10 protein-coding genes are annotated in these 16,448 nt (G+C 59.6%); 3 read left to right on the top strand and 7 right to left on the bottom strand.

What is annotated here, in order from left to right; all coding sequences use genetic code 11:
- Window positions 1–57 precede the first annotated feature (57 nt).
- The 5 genes from MEB48_RS08510 to MEB48_RS08490 all read right to left on the bottom strand — a co-directional run bounded on the left by MEB48_RS08510 (window position 58) and on the right by MEB48_RS08490 (window position 9,677).
- Window positions 58–660 (bottom strand): DUF924 family protein, encoded by a 603-nt coding sequence (locus MEB48_RS08510; RefSeq protein ID WP_237883642.1) that lies wholly within the window; start codon window positions 658–660, stop codon window positions 58–60.
- A 3-nt stretch (window positions 661–663) separates the two neighbouring features.
- Window positions 664–1,674, bottom strand: a complete 1,011-nt coding sequence (locus tag MEB48_RS08505; RefSeq protein WP_237883641.1) for a class 1 fructose-bisphosphatase — start codon at window positions 1,672–1,674, stop codon at window positions 664–666.
- Between the two features lie 314 nt (window positions 1,675–1,988).
- Window positions 1,989–3,356, bottom strand: a complete 1,368-nt coding sequence (locus MEB48_RS08500; RefSeq protein ID WP_237883639.1) for a DUF3999 domain-containing protein — start codon at window positions 3,354–3,356, stop codon at window positions 1,989–1,991.
- Entirely contained in the window at window positions 3,353–6,937 is a 3,585-nt protein-coding gene (locus MEB48_RS08495; RefSeq protein ID WP_237883637.1) for a DUF2339 domain-containing protein, read from the bottom strand. Before MEB48_RS08495 ends, MEB48_RS08500 begins: the two co-directional genes overlap by 4 nt.
- Window positions 6,938–7,226: 289 nt before the next feature.
- Complete coding sequence (locus MEB48_RS08490; protein ID WP_237883635.1) at window positions 7,227–9,677, bottom strand: glycogen/starch/alpha-glucan phosphorylase; 2,451 nt, start codon at window positions 9,675–9,677, stop codon at window positions 7,227–7,229.
- Between the two features lie 257 nt (window positions 9,678–9,934).
- Here MEB48_RS08490 and MEB48_RS08485 point away from each other — a divergent pair, with 257 nt between their 5' ends.
- Window positions 9,935–10,375, top strand: a complete 441-nt coding sequence (locus MEB48_RS08485) for a YkgJ family cysteine cluster protein (protein WP_237883772.1) — start codon at window positions 9,935–9,937, stop codon at window positions 10,373–10,375.
- Window positions 10,376–10,564: 189 nt separating this feature from the next.
- Here the strand turns inward: MEB48_RS08485 and typA are convergent, their stop codons facing one another.
- A complete protein-coding gene (gene typA, locus MEB48_RS08480; RefSeq protein ID WP_237883633.1) occupies window positions 10,565–12,385 on the bottom strand; it encodes a translational GTPase TypA in 1,821 nt (606 codons plus the stop codon).
- Window positions 12,386–12,522: 137 nt separating this feature from the next.
- Entirely contained in the window at window positions 12,523–13,977 is a 1,455-nt protein-coding gene (gene thiI, locus MEB48_RS08475; RefSeq protein WP_237883631.1) for a tRNA uracil 4-sulfurtransferase ThiI, read from the bottom strand.
- 331 nt (window positions 13,978–14,308) lie between these two features.
- Here thiI and glnA point away from each other — a divergent pair, with 331 nt between their 5' ends.
- Both glnA and MEB48_RS08465 read left to right on the top strand, forming a co-directional pair.
- Window positions 14,309–15,715, top strand: a complete 1,407-nt coding sequence (glnA, locus tag MEB48_RS08470; RefSeq protein ID WP_007907861.1) for a glutamate--ammonia ligase — start codon at window positions 14,309–14,311, stop codon at window positions 15,713–15,715.
- A gap of 133 nt (window positions 15,716–15,848) precedes the next feature.
- Window positions 15,849–16,397: a chorismate mutase gene (locus tag MEB48_RS08465; RefSeq protein ID WP_237883628.1), complete on the top strand. Its 549-nt coding sequence runs from the start codon at window positions 15,849–15,851 to the stop codon at window positions 16,395–16,397.
- The last annotated feature ends 51 nt before the right edge of the window (window positions 16,398–16,448 follow it).

Below are 16,448 nucleotides of genomic sequence, written 5' to 3'. Positions count from 1 at the left end.
GGAAGGTACGCGGAGCGTCCCGGGCTGCATTCCCACGCGGAGCGTGGGAACGATCAGTTAGAACCGGGACCCGGGCCCTGAAAGGAACTCAACTTCCTCAGCCGTAGATTCACGCCCCAGCACCGCATTGCGATGGGGAAACCGTCCAAATCGCGCAATGATTTTCTGATGCCGTTCGGCATAATCCAGGTTGTCGGCAAATACCGCCCGATCCGCCTCCGGTTGCTGTTCAACCAGATCAAGAAACCGCGAAACCGCTTCGTTCTGCACGGCCAGGTTTTCGCAGTGCTCGAACACCAGATAGATGAATACTCGCTGGATCGGTCGCAGTTGCCGATCGAAATCCGCGGCAATGCCTTGCGCTACCAGTGCTTGAGCCCTGAGGTCGCCTGAAAAGGATTTGGGGGTGTCGCGAAAGATCATTCGCGGCAGTTGATCGAGCAGCAGCACCAGGGCCAGCCAACCTTCAGGGCATTGCACCCATTCGGTCAATCCGCCGGCCAGTGCCTGCTCGACCAGATCCGCGAAACGCATCCGCGCTTCGAGGTCCTGGCTGTCGCGCTTGCCGAACCATAACTTGCCCTTGTCAGCCGCTATTTCGTTGGGTGATTCGAAAGATCCGAACCACCATTCGAGTAACGGCTGCCAGGGCGCGGTCATGGTTTATTCCTTGTGGTAAGCCGTGACGCGTTCGACTTCTTCTTTCGAGCCGAGGAACACCGCAACACGCTGGTGCAGGCCTTCCGGCTGGATGTCGAGGATGCGCTGGTGGCCGTCGGTAGACGCGCCGCCCGCCTGTTCCACCAGGAACGACATCGGGTTGGCTTCGTACATCAGGCGCAGTTTGCCCGGTTTCGACGGCTCGCGGCTGTCGCGTGGGTACATGAACAGGCCACCACGGTTCAGGATGCGGTGCACGTCGGCGACCATTGCGGCAACCCAACGCATGTTGTAGTTCTTTTTCAGCGGGCCTTCATCACCTGCCAGCAATTCGCCGACGTAGCGCTGTACCGGTGCTTCCCAGTGACGCTGGTTGGACGCGTTGATGGCAAATTCCTGGGTGGTTTCAGGAATGGTGATGTTTTCGTGGGTCAGGACGAAACTGCCCATTTCGCGGTCCAGGGTGAAGCCTTTCACGCCATCGCCCAGGGTCAGGATCAGCATGGTCTGCGGACCGTAGATCGCGTAGCCGGCGGCCACTTGCTGGGTACCTGGCTGCAGGAAGGCCTTTTCATTCAAGGGCTCGTTCTGGGTCAGGTATTCGTTCGGGCAACGCAGTACCGAGAAAATCGTGCCGACCGGCGCGTTGATGTCGATGTTCGACGAACCGTCCAGCGGGTCGAATACCAGCAGGTACGCGCCTTTCGGGTATTTGCCCGGGATCTGGTAGGCATTGTCCATTTCCTCGGACGCCATGCCGGCCAGGTGACCGCCCCATTCATTGGCTTCGAGCAGGATCTCGTTGGAGATCACATCGAGCTTCTTCTGCACTTCGCCCTGGACGTTTTCAGTGCCCATGCTGCCCAGAACGCCACCCAGGGCGCCTTTGGACACGGCGTGGTTGATCTCCTTGCAGGCACGCGCCACCACTTCGATCAGGAAACGCAGATCGGCAGGAGTGTTGTTGCTGCGGGTCTGCTCAATCAAATAGCGACTCAAGGTAACGCGGGACATGGAAGACTCCGGAATGGGGGGCTAAAAACCCGCGCAGTTTAACGCGAGTCGGGGCGCATTTCCTCCTATCAGACGTGATGCGTCCCATAGAGTTCATGCGCGGGGTTGAGCGTAGTTCGAAATGGGGCCGATGTGGCTTGTGGATCAGTGGCAGATTGAGTTTTTTTGTGGCGGATAGACCGCTTTCGCGAGCAAGCCCGCTCCCACAGTAGATCTTCAGCGTACACAACATTTGTGTACGACCGAGATCCAGTGTGGGAGCGGCGGTGCGGCGATCCGACTTGCTCGCGAATGGCGCGTAGCGCCAGCCATCCTCAGGACTTAACAACCGGGTTGCGCAGCAAGCTGAAGGCCATGGCCCCCAGAACCAGCACGCTGAGCAACAACACCGCCCACAATCCGATTTTCTTCCAGTTCGTGTCCGCCACCGTTGGCACGGTCGCCGCCGGTGTCACCACGACCCCACCCTCCACGGTCGCCTTGCCCAACGCCGCCAGCTTCGCAGCGCTGTATTCCGGAATCAGCGTCGACAATGGCAAGCTCGCCGCCTTCACCGTCGCACTCCCCAGCGCCAGCGTATAAGGCCCGGCCCCGCGCGCCAGAAACACCAGTTGCGTGGAGCGCACGGCAAACCGGACGGTCGGTGCTTCGGCGCCCAGGCCACCGCCGCGCTCATCCACCGTCAGCTTCAATTGCTGCACGGTCTGGCCCGGTAGCTGCAATTCGTTCTGCACCACGTCCTGGCCATTCTGGGTCAAGCGATAGAGCAAACCGCTGGTCAGCGTTTGCCACGGCAGACTGGTTTCCCGGCGACCCGACAACGTCACCGGTGCCAGGCTGTTGGGTTGATTCAGCTCGATCTGCAAGCGCTGGACATTCAATCCCATCGGCAATTGCCAGATGTACTCACCGGCCTTCACGCTGGTGCCAGCCAGCGGCTGCGACCAGACCAACGGCAGCGGCAAGGTGCGAGGGTTGGTGCTTTCCAGTTGCGCCGAGGTCAGCACCGGCGCCGACTGCGGTGAACTCCACAGCAAGCGCAAATAGCGCGCCGATTGCCCCGGCAGGCCGACTTCATGTTGTTCGACCCGTTCGTCGGCAAATGTCAGACGCGCCACCTGCCCTTCGCCCCAAGACTGCCAATGCTGTAAGTCGTCGCTGGCTTCAATGCTGAAACGCTGGAAACCGTCGCGATCGCTGGTCCAATCGAGGATCAATTGCTGTAACGGCGCCTTGATGCCGCTGGCGTCGAGCAACCAGCCGCGCAGCTCTTCTTCGCCCGCCTCCAACTGGCTGGACGGCTGCACTTCAATCAACGTGCCGTTGGTGTTCGATTGCACGCGCACACTCGGCGCGCGTTCGGTGGCATCCGCCGAGTTGTACAACGGGAACCATTTCACGTCATTCAGCGTGCGGTTTTCGCGGGTCTGCGCGGGTTCTCGGGCCAGAGCATAAGCCTGAGGCTCACCGGCGCCGTTGAACACGCGAAGATCGCTCAGATCGGTTTGCCGCGCTTTCAGTTGCACACCCAAGGGTAATTCCAGGCGATACCACGGGCCTTCGCCACTCACCGACAATGGCACCTGCGTGGCGAAGTCCGGCGGTTTTTCCTGTGCGCCGGCCGACAGCGTCACACCCAACACCACAGCCCCCCACCAGCCCAGGTTCAGCTTCTGACTCAAGACGACACTCCTTCGGTTTCAGGGGCCGGTTTTTCAACATCCGGCACAGCCTCGGCACGCTTGGGCGGCAATGGAGCGAAATAGCCCACCACCAACAACAACACGCCAACGCCGATAAACGACACGATCCGCGCCAGCCCGCCGCGGTTACTCAGTTCCACGAAGAACAGCTTAGCGACCACCAGCGCGATCAGCGCCGCGCCGATCAGCCAGACTTCGCGACGATGACGCAGATGCCCACCGATCATCAGACTCAGGGCCATCAGGGTCCAGACGATGGACAGGCCGGCCTGCACCAGCATCGACTCAAGCAGCAGATCCAGCGCGAACGGCACGCCGCCCCAATGATGGGCCGTGCGCATCACCAGCGCGGTGAAGAAGGCAAATAGCGAAACACCAGCGATCACTTGCGTGGCGTTATCGGTGTACTCCTTGCGAATCGCCAGTTGCGTGACCGCGCCGCGGGACCAGACATAAACGCCGAACAGGGCGAACAACAGGCCCAGCTCCAGCGGGTTGATCAGCGGCACATACGGCAACGGCTCGGCAGCGCCATCGCTGGCGATGTTCGCCAGCCAGAACCAGCCGAGCATCAACAAGGCCAATGGCGCAGCGGCATAGACCCGGTACTCGCGAGGATACTCCGACACCGGCCACGGCCACGCACGCGGTGCGGCCATCAGCACCAGATACAGGCTCGGCAGAATCGCCCAACCCAGCCAGCGCCAGGCGTTGTACTGCTCCGACAACAGCAGCAGACCATAACGCAGCTCCAGAGCCAGCACTCCGATCAACAGCCAGCAGCCGAGCACATGGGCGGTGCTCAGGGCGCTTGCGGGCAGCGTCGGCGCCAGACGCCGCAGCGAGATGAAATGCACGACGAACACCGCAGCCCAAACCAGCCAGCCGAAGTTGCCCGCCGGGTGATAACGCGAATGCCAGGCCGCGAGCAACACCAGACCGGAGGCGGGAATCAGCAAGGTGCAGAGCAAGCCCTGCGACGACCACTTCAGGCGCAGCGCCGACAACGTCCACAGCGCGATACTCACGGCCGCGACCGCCAGCAACAAAGTGGCTTGCAGATTCGACGGCGCAAAGCGCAGCACTTCGCTGACCCATGCCAGCGCCCACCAACCCGCGCCCCACACCAGCAACACTTCGGACAAGCGCTGCAGGCTCAACCCATCGAAGGCCGAAGCATGATTGCCGAGCTGCAAACGCCAGGCCCCGACAAACGCAGCCAGACCCAGCACCAGTGGCGTCCAGAAACCGCTATGCGCCAGCGGCCGCAGTCCTTCGCTGAGCAGCGGACCGAGCAGATCCGGCCCGGCGAACAGGAACGCAGCACCGCCGATCACCTGCAACAGCAGACCAAAGACAAAACTCACGCGCTGTTTCAAATACAGACTCAGCCAGATAATGAACAATCCACTGGCGGCCCACACCGCGCTCGCGGTTTGCCATGGCAACACGAATAGCACGGCGAGGTTGATCAGCACCAGACCGGCCAGCAACACCACTGACAAGCCGCGCAGCAAACGCACATCGCTGCGCACCATTTCGTCGCGGGCCGCCAGCAACATGCCGGCGATCAACGCCAGCCCGATCAAAGACGCGCTGAGCAAGCCGCTCCAACCGGCGTTGAATACCGCAGCCGACTCACCGTCCGCCCCTTGCAGCCGCAACAGAAACAACGCACCGCCGAGCAGTTGCACGGCGAACGCGGTGAACAGAAAGGTTCGCGATTGCAGGCGCAGGCCGACGAACAGCGTCGCCAACCCGGCCAGCGCCCAACTGATCGCCGTGCCATGAGTGAAGAAGAACAGCGGCGCCAGCAGATAAAGGAACGTCAGCCCCAGACAGGCCAATACCGGCAGCCCTTGGCGCTCCCACTTTGAGGCCTGTTCGGGCAATGCTTTGCGCAATTGGTAAAAGCTGAACAGCAGCGCCACGCCGAGCATCAACGCCCCCAACGGGGCGCCATCGAGCAGGCTGTTCTCGCCGATCCGCAGCTCGCTGAGGAAGGCCAGTGCCGAGCCCAGTTGCAGCAGCAAGGCAAAGGCTCGTGCCAACGGTCGTTGTTGGCGCAGGCCGAGCCAGAAAATCCCCGCGCCTTCCACCGCCCAAGCCGCCGCGGTCCAACGTGCATCGAGCCCCAAGGGGATCGCCAGGCTGGCAAAGATCACCCCCAGCGCCAGACAGGTTTCCGCCAACAACAGCGCTCGACCGCCCATCAGCAACCGGGCCAGCCCCATGTAAATCATGCCCAGCGCCAAGGCGCTGAAAGCAGCGGCAAACTCCAGGTGCTCCACCAACGCAAACTGCAAACCGAAGCCCACCAGCGGTGGTGCGAACAGCATGGTGCCGTCAACGTAATCGCCCTTGCGCGCCGACCAGTGCAGCAGTGCATTGCGGCTGTCATCCTCGGGTCCGTCGCTCATCTCCAGCAACTTGCGCCGAGCGAACAACAAGCCGATGGCCAGGTACATCAGGAAAAACAGAATCAGGAACGGCTCGGTGCTCCACAGCAACTCTGGTGTGTAGGAACGCAGGCCCCAAGCCAATCCGATGCCGAAGGTGCCGACAAAACCGATCAGGTTGAGTAGCCGCCAGGCCTTGAACCAGGCGATGGCGAGGATGCCGGCATTGAGCAAGGCAAAGTAGCTGAACAGCGCGACATGGTTGCCGGCGCCGGTAGAGGTCAGGATCGGCGCGGCGAAACCGCCCAGCGCGGCAGCGGCGGCCAGGCCCAGGGCGTTCTGGGTAATGGCAAGAATTGCCGAGAACACCGTCACTACCACCAGCAAGCCCAGCGCCGCCGTCGGGTCGAGCAACGGGTGCAGACGCATCGCGGCAAATACTGTCAGGTACAGCACCGCGATCCCGGTGCCTTGCAGCATCAGTGCATAATTGCTGTTGCGCAGTCGCAGCCACCAACCCAGCGCGAGCAAGCCCAAGGCCGCCCCCGCGACACCGGCGTAACGCAACTCGACTGGCACCACCATGCCTTCAGTGGCATAGCGCAACAGGAAGGCCAGACCGAGAAACAACAGCACCACGCCGACCCGCAGCACGGTATTGCCGCCGAACAGCCAGTTGCGCGCGCCGCTGATGGCGCGCTCGATGAAGTTCGGGCCGCGCGGCGCTGCCGGTTGCTGTGGTTCGCGGGTGACGGGCTCGGGTTTCCAGGCATCTTTCTGCGGACGACTGGTTTCGGTGGCGGCTGCTGTGATCGGTTCGAGTTCGGGCGGCAGTTCCCAGACCAATTCCGCGGTGGCGACAGGGGCTTGCTCGATAATGATTTCAGGAGATGGAACGGATTCGCTGGCCACAGTGTCACTGGCTTCAGGCGTTTTGACGCCCGACACTTCCAGCAACGCCAGTCGCTGCTCGACCGCATTCAGCGCAACCTGAGCCTGATCGAGCAAGCGTCGCTGCTCGGCGGTTTGAGTCGTCAAGCGGCCGATGCGAATGGCCTGGCCGATACCCAGTCCGAGCAAAGCGCCCAACAGTGCACCGCTGAACGACTCGTCAAGCATCCAGCCGAGCAGCAGCCCAATCAGCATGAACATCCATTGCATGGTCGATATCCCTAAGCGGCCCCGCGGTGGGGCAAATCCGGGCGATACAGCGTCAGACTCATTCTAGTGAGCAGACACCCGGAGTCCAGTGTGAGAGCAAATTGCATCTGCCACCACCAATCCAATGTGGGAGCGGGCTTGCTCGCGAAGAGGGCCTGACATTCAGCACTGATGTTGAATATCAGGCCCTCTTCGCGAGCAAGCCCGCTCCCACAAGGGTCAAGTTGGTGCTTAGTATATCGATCAGGCCCAACGGACGTTGGGCCTTGCTCACATTTGTCGCTAAAAGTTACTCCAACGCCTTCCAGATATCCGTGGCGTACTCGCGAATGGTCCGGTCGGACGAGAACCAACCCATCCGCGCGCTGCTCAATACCGCTGAGCGCCACCACTCTTTGGAGTCGTGCCAGTGCGCTTCAACCCGCATCTGCGCGTTCCAGTAAGCGTCGAAGTCGGCGCAGACCAGGAAGCGGTCGTGATCCACCAGCGAATCGATCAGCGTGGTGTAACGGGATGGATCGTCCGGTGAGAACACCCCGCCGCGAATCGCTTGCAGCACGTCGTTGAGGCGATGGGAGGCGGCAATGTCTGGTGCCGCGTTGAACTCATGGTTGAGCTTGCGCGCTTCCACTTGCTCGGCGCTGAGGCCGAAGATAAACATGTGTTCGGCGCCGATGAGTTCGCTCATTTCCACATTGGCCCCATCCAGGGTGCCGATGGTCAACGCGCCGTTGAGGCCGAACTTCATGTTGCTGGTGCCCGAGGCTTCGAAGCCGGCGGTGGAAATCTGCTCCGACAAATCCGCCGCCGGAATGATGCTTTCAGCCAGGCTGACGTTGTAGTTGGGCAAGAACACCACTTTGAGCAGACCGCGCACGGTCGGGTCATTGTTGACCACCCGGGCGATGTCGTTGGTCAGCTTGATGATCAGCTTGGCCTGGTGATAACTGGCCGCCGCCTTGCCGGCGAAGATTTTCACCCGCGGAACCCAGTCGATTTCCGGTTCGGCACGAATGGCCTGATACAGCGCAACGGTGTGCAGCAGGTTGAGCAACTGACGTTTGTATTCGTGGATTCGCTTGACCTGCACATCGAACATCGCCGCCGGATTGATCGCGATCCCCAACCGCTCGTGAATCAGGTACGCCAAGGCTTTCTTGCTGTGCAGCCGCTGTTCGGCGAACTGTTTGCGAAATTCAGCCTTCTCGGCAAACGGCTCCAGCCCTATCAGGCGCTCTTCGGGGTTATCCAGCAGATCCGGGCCGAGGGCATCGACCATCATCGAGGTCAGCTCGGGGTTGGCCTGATAGAGCCAACGGCGGAAGGTAATGCCATTGGTCTTGTTGTTGATCCGCTCCGGATAGAGTTTATGCAGCTCAGAGAACACCGTGCTGCGCATTAGTTGCGTGTGCAGGCCGGACACTCCGTTGACGCTGTGAGAGCCAAGGAATGCCAGGTTGCCCATGCGCACCCGACGACCGTTGTCCTCCTCGATCAGCGATACCGCACGCAATACGTCGAAATCGTGAACGCCCTTGGCCCGCAATGAGTCTATGTGATGGGCGTTGATCAAATAAATGATCTGCATGTGCCGCGGCAGCATCCGCTCCATCAAACCGACCGGCCAGGTCTCCAGCGCTTCCGGCAATAGCGTGTGGTTGGTGTACGACAGCGTGTCGACAGTGACCTGCCACGCCGCATCCCATGCCACGTCATAAACGTCGACCAACTGACGCATCAGCTCGGCCACGGCAATCGAAGGGTGCGTGTCGTTGAGTTGAATGGCCGCGTGATCGCCCAGGGTCAGCACCGAGGTGTGCATGTTGCGATGGCGGCGCAACAAATCCTGCAGGGACGCGGCGACGAAGAAGTATTCCTGCCGCAGGCGCAGTTCCTGGCCGGCATCGGTGCTGTCCGCCGGGTAAAGCACGCGGGAGATACTTTCGGCCCGGGCCACTTCGGCTACCGCGCCCAAGTGGTCGCCAGCGTTAAAGCGCTCCAGGTGCAAATCTTCCATGGCCCGGGCACGCCACAATCGCAGCGTATTGACACTCGCGCCGTGCCAACCGACCACCGGGGTGTCATAAGCGATGGCCCGCACGGTTTCCGCCGGGGACCAGACTTGCCTGGATTTGCCGTTTTCATCGGTCACGGTTTCGACACTGCCGCCGAAGCCGATCGGGTAGGCGACCTCTGGCCGTTCGAACTCCCACGGATTGCCGAAATCCAGCCAGTGTTCGGTCTGTTCCTGCTGCCAGCCGTCGACGATGGCCTGGCGGAACAAACCGTGTTCGTAACGAATGCCATAACCATGGCCGGCGATGCCGAGGGTCGACATGCTTTCCATGAAGCACGCCGCCAGACGCCCGAGGCCTCCGTTGCCCAGTGCCGCATCGGGCTCCAGCAGACGGATGCGCTCGATGTCGACACCAAGCTCGGTCATGGCCTCACGGGCCACATCGAGCAGGCCGAGGTTGCTCAGGCTGTCGTAGAGCAAGCGGCCGATCAGGAATTCAAGGGAGAGGTAATAGACCCGCTTCTGACCTTTACGGTAGATCTGCCGGGTGTGGTCCATCCAGTGCTCGACCATGTGATCGCGCGCCGCCAGGGCGATGGCTTCGAACCAGTCGTGGTCGAAGGCGTGATCCGGGTCTTTGCCCACCGCATAGGTAAGCTTGGTCAAGACGGCGTCGCGGAATGCGGCCACCTCTGCTTCGCGAACAAGTGGTTCTTGAGTCATCGATAGGACCTCGAGCGAGCGTGAAGTTGTCTGAGCCTAGTCGGTCTGACAGACCATTGAGACTCTGGTTCGGCAGTTTTCCCTATTAGTGCGAGATATCGGCATCAGGTTATCGCGTGCCTGAAACAATGCAGGGGTCGTGCCGGACACAAGGACTATTTTGCGCCAAGCAAAAAAATCTGGCGAAAGGTTGTTCAAAAATCCACCAGTCCCGGTATCATCGCGCGCCCTGATGCACACGCTGGTAACAACCGATGATGAAGCCCAACCTGATCGCCGCCGCGGAAATCGATCGCCTCGATACCTGGGCCAAGTACTCTGCCCCAATGTGCGGTTCCTGCGTGTCCAGCTGCTGCACCTTGCCGGTGGAGGTCAAGATCAAGGATCTGATCCGTATCGGCATTGTCGACGAATTCGAGCGTGGCGACCCGCCGAAGAACATCGCCAAGCGTTTGCAAAAGGAAGGGATCGTCGAGCGCTATAACCAGAAGTCCGAGATCTTCACCCTTCAGCGCATGAGCAACAACGATTGCCTGTACCTGGATCGTAAGAGCCGTCTGTGCACTATTTATGATAAGCGCCCGGACACCTGCCGCAACCACCCGAAAATCGGACCGCGGCCGGGGTATTGCGCGTACAAGCCTAAAGAAGTGGTGCGTGAGAGCAGCAATAGCCGTCGCACCCTCGAGAAGTTTTAACCCTACCATGATCGTTCCCACGCTCCCGCGTGGGAATGCAGCCCGGGACGCTCCGCGTCCCAAAGCGGACGCAGAGCGTCCATTGAGGCATTCCCACGCAGAGCGTGGGAACGATCATCAAACCCCAGACAAAAAAACGCCCCCGACCTTGCGGTCGGGGGCGTTTTTTTGGCCAGCTAACTAAATGACTTAGTTACCGGACTTCTTCGCAGCGCGGGTACGCTCGCTTTCGCCCAGGATCTTCTTGCGAAGACGGATGGACTTAGGAGTGACTTCACACAGCTCGTCTTCCTGTACGAACTCCAGAGCTTGCTCCAGAGTGAACTTGACAGGCGGAACCAGAGCGATGGTTTCGTCTTTACCCGAAGCACGCATGTTGTCGAGCTTCTTGCCTTTAGTCGGGTTAACACCCAGGTCGTTGTCGCGGCTGTTCAGACCAACGATTTGACCTTCATAGATGTCCTGGCCGTGTTCTACGAACAGCTTGCCACGCGCCTGCAGGGTTTCCAGCGAGTAAGTCAGTGCCTTACCGGTCGCTACCGACACCAGTACACCATTCTGACGGCCGGACATGTCGCCGGACTTCATCACGTCGTAACGGTCGAAGATCGAGGTCAGGATGCCGCCACCGGAAGTGAGGGTCAGGAACTCGTTACGGAAACCGATCAGGCCACGTGCCGGGATGTTGTACTCAAGGCGCACACGGCCCTTGCCATCCGGAACCATGTTGGTCAGGTCGCCTTTACGCAGACCCATTTGCTCCATGATCGCGCCCTGGGATTCTTCCGGCAGGTCGATGGTCACGTTTTCGTACGGTTCGTGCTTGACGCCATCAACCATACGGATGATCACTTCCGGACGACCAACACCCATTTCGAAGCCTTCGCGACGCATGGTTTCGATCAGTACCGAGAGGTGCAGCTCACCACGGCCGGAAACTTTGAACTTGTCAGCCGAGTCGCCTTCTTCAACGCGCAGAGCAACGTTGTAGAGCAGTTCCTTGTCCAGACGTTCCTTGATGTTACGGCTGGTCACGAACTTGCCTTCTTTACCGCAGAAAGGCGAGTCGTTTACCTGGAAGGTCATGGAAACGGTTGGCTCGTCGACGGTCAACGGCTTCATCGCTTCAACAGCGGTCGGGTCGCACAGGGTGTCGGAGATGAACAGTTGTTCGAAGCCGCTGATGCAGACGATGTCGCCGGCAGCTGCTTCTTCAACGTCGATACGGTGCAGACCGTGGTGACCCATCAGCTTCAGGATACGACCGTTGCGCTTCTTGCCGTCGGCGTCGATAGCGACAACCGGAGTGTTCGGCTTGATGCGACCACGAGCGATACGGCCAACGCCGATAACACCCAGGAAGCTGTTGTAGTCCAGAGCGGAGATTTGCATCTGGAACGGACCGTCACGGTCGACTTTCGGTGCGGGTACGTCGTCGATGATCGACTGGTACAGCGGAGTCATGTCTTCAGCCATGGCGGTGTGGTCAAGACCAGCAATACCGTTCAGGGCGGAGGCGTAGACGACTTTGAAGTCCAGCTGTTCTTCGGTGGCACCCAGGTTGTCGAACAGGTCGAAGATCTGGTCCAGAACCCAGTCCGGACGCGCGCCTGGACGGTCAACCTTGTTGATGACCACGATTGGACGCAGGCCGGCTTCGAAAGCCTTCTTGGTCACGAAACGGGTTTGCGGCATAGGGCCGTCTTGAGCGTCAACCAGCAGCAGAACGGAGTCAACCATCGACATTACGCGTTCAACTTCGCCGCCGAAGTCGGCGTGGCCCGGGGTATCCACGATGTTGATGTGGTAGCCGTTCCAGTTGATGGCGGTGTTTTTCGCCAGAATGGTAATACCGCGTTCTTTCTCCTGGTCGTTGGAGTCCATCACGCGCTCGTCGTTGAGCTCGTTGCGCTCCAGGGTGCCGGATTGACGCAAGAGTTTGTCTACCAGGGTGGTTTTACCATGGTCAACGTGAGCAATGATGGCGATGTTGCGTAGATTTTCGATCACTTGTGTATCTCGATCAGAGGATTCGGTGTGCTGACAAGTCTTGGCAGCGATTAACGTTGCGTCCGTAAAGCCGTTACAGCTTGACGGCGGCGTCGGGGGGCCGGTGACGCAGGCCACAGGCAAACAGCCCCGGGCACTTAGCTCGGTCGATAAACGCGCACATTGGCATGCCCCTCACTGAGCAAATGGTGGGCATGCAGGCGACTCATCACGCCTTTGTCGCAATAGAGCAGGTACTGGCGAGTAGGGTCCAGTTCCTTGAAACGAGCGTTCAGTGCATAAAACGGCATCGTTTGTACCTCGATGCCAGAAAGCGTAAGCGGGTCGTCTTCAGCGGCATCAGGATGACGGATGTCGATGACGATTTGCCCCGCCAGCGCTTCGCTGACTTCTTCAATCTGCAAGTCCTGGCCCAATTCGTCGATCACGCGATCGATCGGCACCAGTTTGGCGTTCTCGAGCGCACGCTCGAGTACCGCCATATCGAATTCTTTCTCTTCATGCTCCACGCGATGGCGCTTGGCGTGAGTCTTGGGGTTCACCGAGATGACCCCGCAGTACTCCGGCATGTGCTTGGCGAAGTCGGCAGTGCCGATTTCGTTGGCCAGGTCGATGATGTCCTGCTTGTGACTGGCGATCAGCGGACGCAAGACCAGCTTATCGGTCACGCAGTCGATCACGGACAGGTTCGGCAACGTCTGGCTCGACACCTGGGAAATCGCTTCGCCGGTGACCAGCGCTTCGATGTCCAGCCGATCGGCAATACGGGAAGCAGCGCGCAACATCATACGCTTCAAAACTACACCCATATGACTGTTATCGACTTTACCGAGAATTTCTCCCAGTACTTCCTCGAACGGCACACTGACAAATAACACGCGTTGGGAGCTGCCGTACTTCTTCCAGATGAAGTGCGCGACTTCCATGACGCCCAGTTCGTGGGCACGTCCGCCCAGATTGAAGAAGCAGAAATGGCTCATCAGCCCGCGGCGCATGATCTGGTAGGCGGCGACAGTGGAGTCGAAGCCGCCGGACATCAGTACAAGCGTCTGTTCCAGGGCACCCAGCGGATAACCGCCGATGCTGTTGTGCTGGCTATGGATCACGAACAACCGTTTGTCGCGAATTTCGATGCGAACTTCGATTTCCGGCTCTTTGAGCGAGATTCCGGCGGCGCCGCACTGACGACGCAGTTGGCTGCCGACGTATTTCTCGACATCCATGGAGCTGAATTCGTGCTTGCCGGCACGCTTGCAGCGCACCGAAAAAATCTTCCCGGCCAACGCATCACCGAAATGCTGTTTGCACTTGGCGACGATGTCGTCGAAGTCGCCCAACGGGTATTCATCGACCTGCAGGAAATGCGCAATGCCCGGCATGCAGCTCAGGCGCTCGGTCATCTCCGCCAGGGCTTTCGGATCGCTGACGCGGGTTTCCAGCTCGAGATTGTCCCACACACCGTTCACCACCACGGCCGGGTCCAGATCGCGGAGCACGGTACGGATGTTTTTGGCCAACTGGCGGATGAAACGCATCCGTACCGGGCGGCTCTTGATGGTGATCTCGGGGAAGACTTTTACGATTAGTTTCATGAAAACAGCGCGCGCTGGGCCAGCCGAAAAAGGGGGGCGCGGATTATAGCGGAAATTGCTCAAGGTTTAACCAGTTAATGTAGAGAAGGTTTTACACGCACCAAAACAGGTCATTTATAGATTTCGACGCTACATTACAGGGCAATGTTTTGCGCTTTTCGAGGCACTACAGCTTTATAAGCGTGATATTGGGGCAAAAAACCCATGGTGGGGCACTGGCATGCAATTTGCTCCCTTGTGAGGCAGGTTGCCTTGGCAGAGTATTCGCGCCGGCATCACCCACATTTAAGGGCATCCACCTACTAGCCCTAAGCCACCCGGAGAGGACACTATGTCGAAGTCGGTTCAACTCATCAAAGATCATGACGTCAAGTGGATTGATCTGCGCTTCACGGACACCAAAGGCACTCAGCACCACGTGACCATGCCGGCTCGCGATGGGCTGGATGAAGCTTTCTTCGAAGAAGGCAAAATGTTCGACGGTTCCTCCATCGCTGGCTGGAAAGGCATCGAAGCCTCCGACATGATCCTGATGCCGGACGACAGCACTGCCGTTCTCGACCCGTTCACCGAAGAGCCGACCCTGATCCTGGTTTGCGACGTGATCGAGCCTTCGACCATGCAAGGCTACGACCGTGACCCACGTGCGATCGCCAAGCGTGCCGAGGAATACCTGAAGTCGACCGGTATCGGCGACACCGTATTCGTGGGTCCAGAGCCTGAATTCTTCATCTTCGACGAAGTGAAGTTCAAGTCCGACATCTCCGGCTCCATGTTCAAAATCTTCTCCGAACAAGGTTCGTGGATGTCCGACCAGGACGTGGAAGGCGGCAACAAAGGCCACCGTCCAGGCGTCAAAGGCGGCTACTTCCCGGTTCCGCCGTTCGACCACGACCACGAAATCCGTACCTCCATGTGCAACGCCATGGAAGAAATGGGCCTGGTCATCGAAGTTCACCACCACGAAGTGGCGACTGCCGGCCAAAACGAAATCGGCGTGAAGTTCAACACCCTGGTTGCCAAGGCTGACGAAGTTCAAACCCTGAAGTACTGCGTACACAACGTTGCTGACGCCTACGGCCGCACCGCGACCTTCATGCCTAAGCCTCTGTACGGCGACAACGGTTCGGGCATGCACGTTCACCTGTCCATCGCCAAAGATGGCAAGAACACCTTCGCTGGCGAAGGCTATGCCGGCCTGTCCGATACCGCTCTGTACTTCATCGGCGGCATCATCAAGCACGGTAAGGCGCTGAACGGCTTCACCAACCCGTCGACCAACTCCTACAAGCGTCTGGTCCCAGGTTTCGAAGCACCCGTGATGCTGGCCTACTCGGCTCGTAACCGTTCGGCTTCGATCCGTATTCCTTACGTGTCCAGCCCTCGCGCTCGCCGTATCGAAGCTCGCTTCCCGGATCCGGCAGCTAACCCGTACCTGGGCTTCGCTGCACTGTTGATGGCTGGCCTGGACGGCATCCAGAACAAGATCCACCCAGGCGACGCTGCTGACAAAAACCTGTACGACCTGCCGCCTGAAGAGGCGAAAGAGATCCCACAAGTTTGCGGCAGCCTGAAAGAAGCCCTGGAAGAGCTGGACAAAGGTCGTGCGTTCCTGACCAAAGGCGGCGTTTTCAGCGACGACTTCATCGACGCTTACATCGCCCTGAAAAGCGAAGAAGAAATCAAGGTTCGTACCTTCGTACACCCACTGGAATATGAGCTGTACTACAGCTGCTGATCCGGTAGCGCTGCAACACGCGGCGTGACAAAAAAAGGCCTCCTTCGGGAGGCCTTTTTTATGGGCGACCGCCTGTCATCGGGTGCTCGGTTGCGTGCATCATGGCCTTCATCCGATAAAGACGAGATGCCCCATGCGCCTACGCCCATGCCTTGCCCTGCTCACCGCCCTGCTGACCAACAGCGCTTTTGCCAGCCCGGCACCTGCCGCCCTGGCCCCGCTGCTTGGCACCATCGAAGAACGCCTGGCAATTGCCGATCAGGTCGCGCTGAGCAAATGGGACAGCGGCAAACCGGTCGAAGACCGTCAGCGCGAGCGCGAAGTCATTGCCGGCGCCGTCGCCCTGGCACCTGCTTATAAATTGAGCAACGAAACCGTCGAACAGTTCTTCTCGGCGCAGATCGAGGCCAACAAACTGGTGCAATACGCGCACCTGTCTGACTGGCATGCGCAAGGCAAGGCGCCCAACGATCCTCGCCCCGATCTCGTCGGACAGATCCGCCCACAACTTGATCGGTTACAAAAACGCCTGCTGCAACAACTGGCCGATTTCAGCTCTTATCGCAACGACCCTCAGTGCCCGGCCTGGCTGGCCAAGGCCAATAAAACCGGCGCCCAAGCGCCATTGCGCGAGCTTGCCCAGGTACGTGCCACCGCTGAGTTGTGCAGCGCCAGCCGCTGAGCCGACCTGCCGATGTGCGCTGAAGTGCTCTATGCTCAGCGCTTAGTCGCC

This window comes from Pseudomonas sp. PGPR40 (genome assembly GCF_022014505.1).
Classification (GTDB): domain Bacteria; phylum Pseudomonadota; class Gammaproteobacteria; order Pseudomonadales; family Pseudomonadaceae; genus Aquipseudomonas.
Note: the sequence above shows the minus strand (reverse complement) of the source record. Positions and strands in the feature narration are given on the sequence as shown.

Coding starts and splice junctions, on each gene's coding strand:
- MEB48_RS08510 (WP_237883642.1), bottom strand. CDS start 660: ATGACCGCGCCCTGGCAGCCGTTACTCGAATGGTGGTTCGGATCTTTC.
- MEB48_RS08505 (WP_237883641.1), bottom strand. CDS start 1,674: ATGTCCCGCGTTACCTTGAGTCGCTATTTGATTGAGCAGACCCGCAGC.
- MEB48_RS08495 (WP_237883637.1), bottom strand. CDS start 6,937: ATGCAATGGATGTTCATGCTGATTGGGCTGCTGCTCGGCTGGATGCTT.
- MEB48_RS08490 (WP_237883635.1), bottom strand. CDS start 9,677: ATGACTCAAGAACCACTTGTTCGCGAAGCAGAGGTGGCCGCATTCCGC.
- MEB48_RS08485 (WP_237883772.1), top strand. CDS start 9,935: ATGAAGCCCAACCTGATCGCCGCCGCGGAAATCGATCGCCTCGATACC.
- thiI (WP_237883631.1), bottom strand. CDS start 13,977: ATGAAACTAATCGTAAAAGTCTTCCCCGAGATCACCATCAAGAGCCGC.
- glnA (WP_007907861.1), top strand. CDS start 14,309: ATGTCGAAGTCGGTTCAACTCATCAAAGATCATGACGTCAAGTGGATT.
- MEB48_RS08465 (WP_237883628.1), top strand. CDS start 15,849: ATGCGCCTACGCCCATGCCTTGCCCTGCTCACCGCCCTGCTGACCAAC.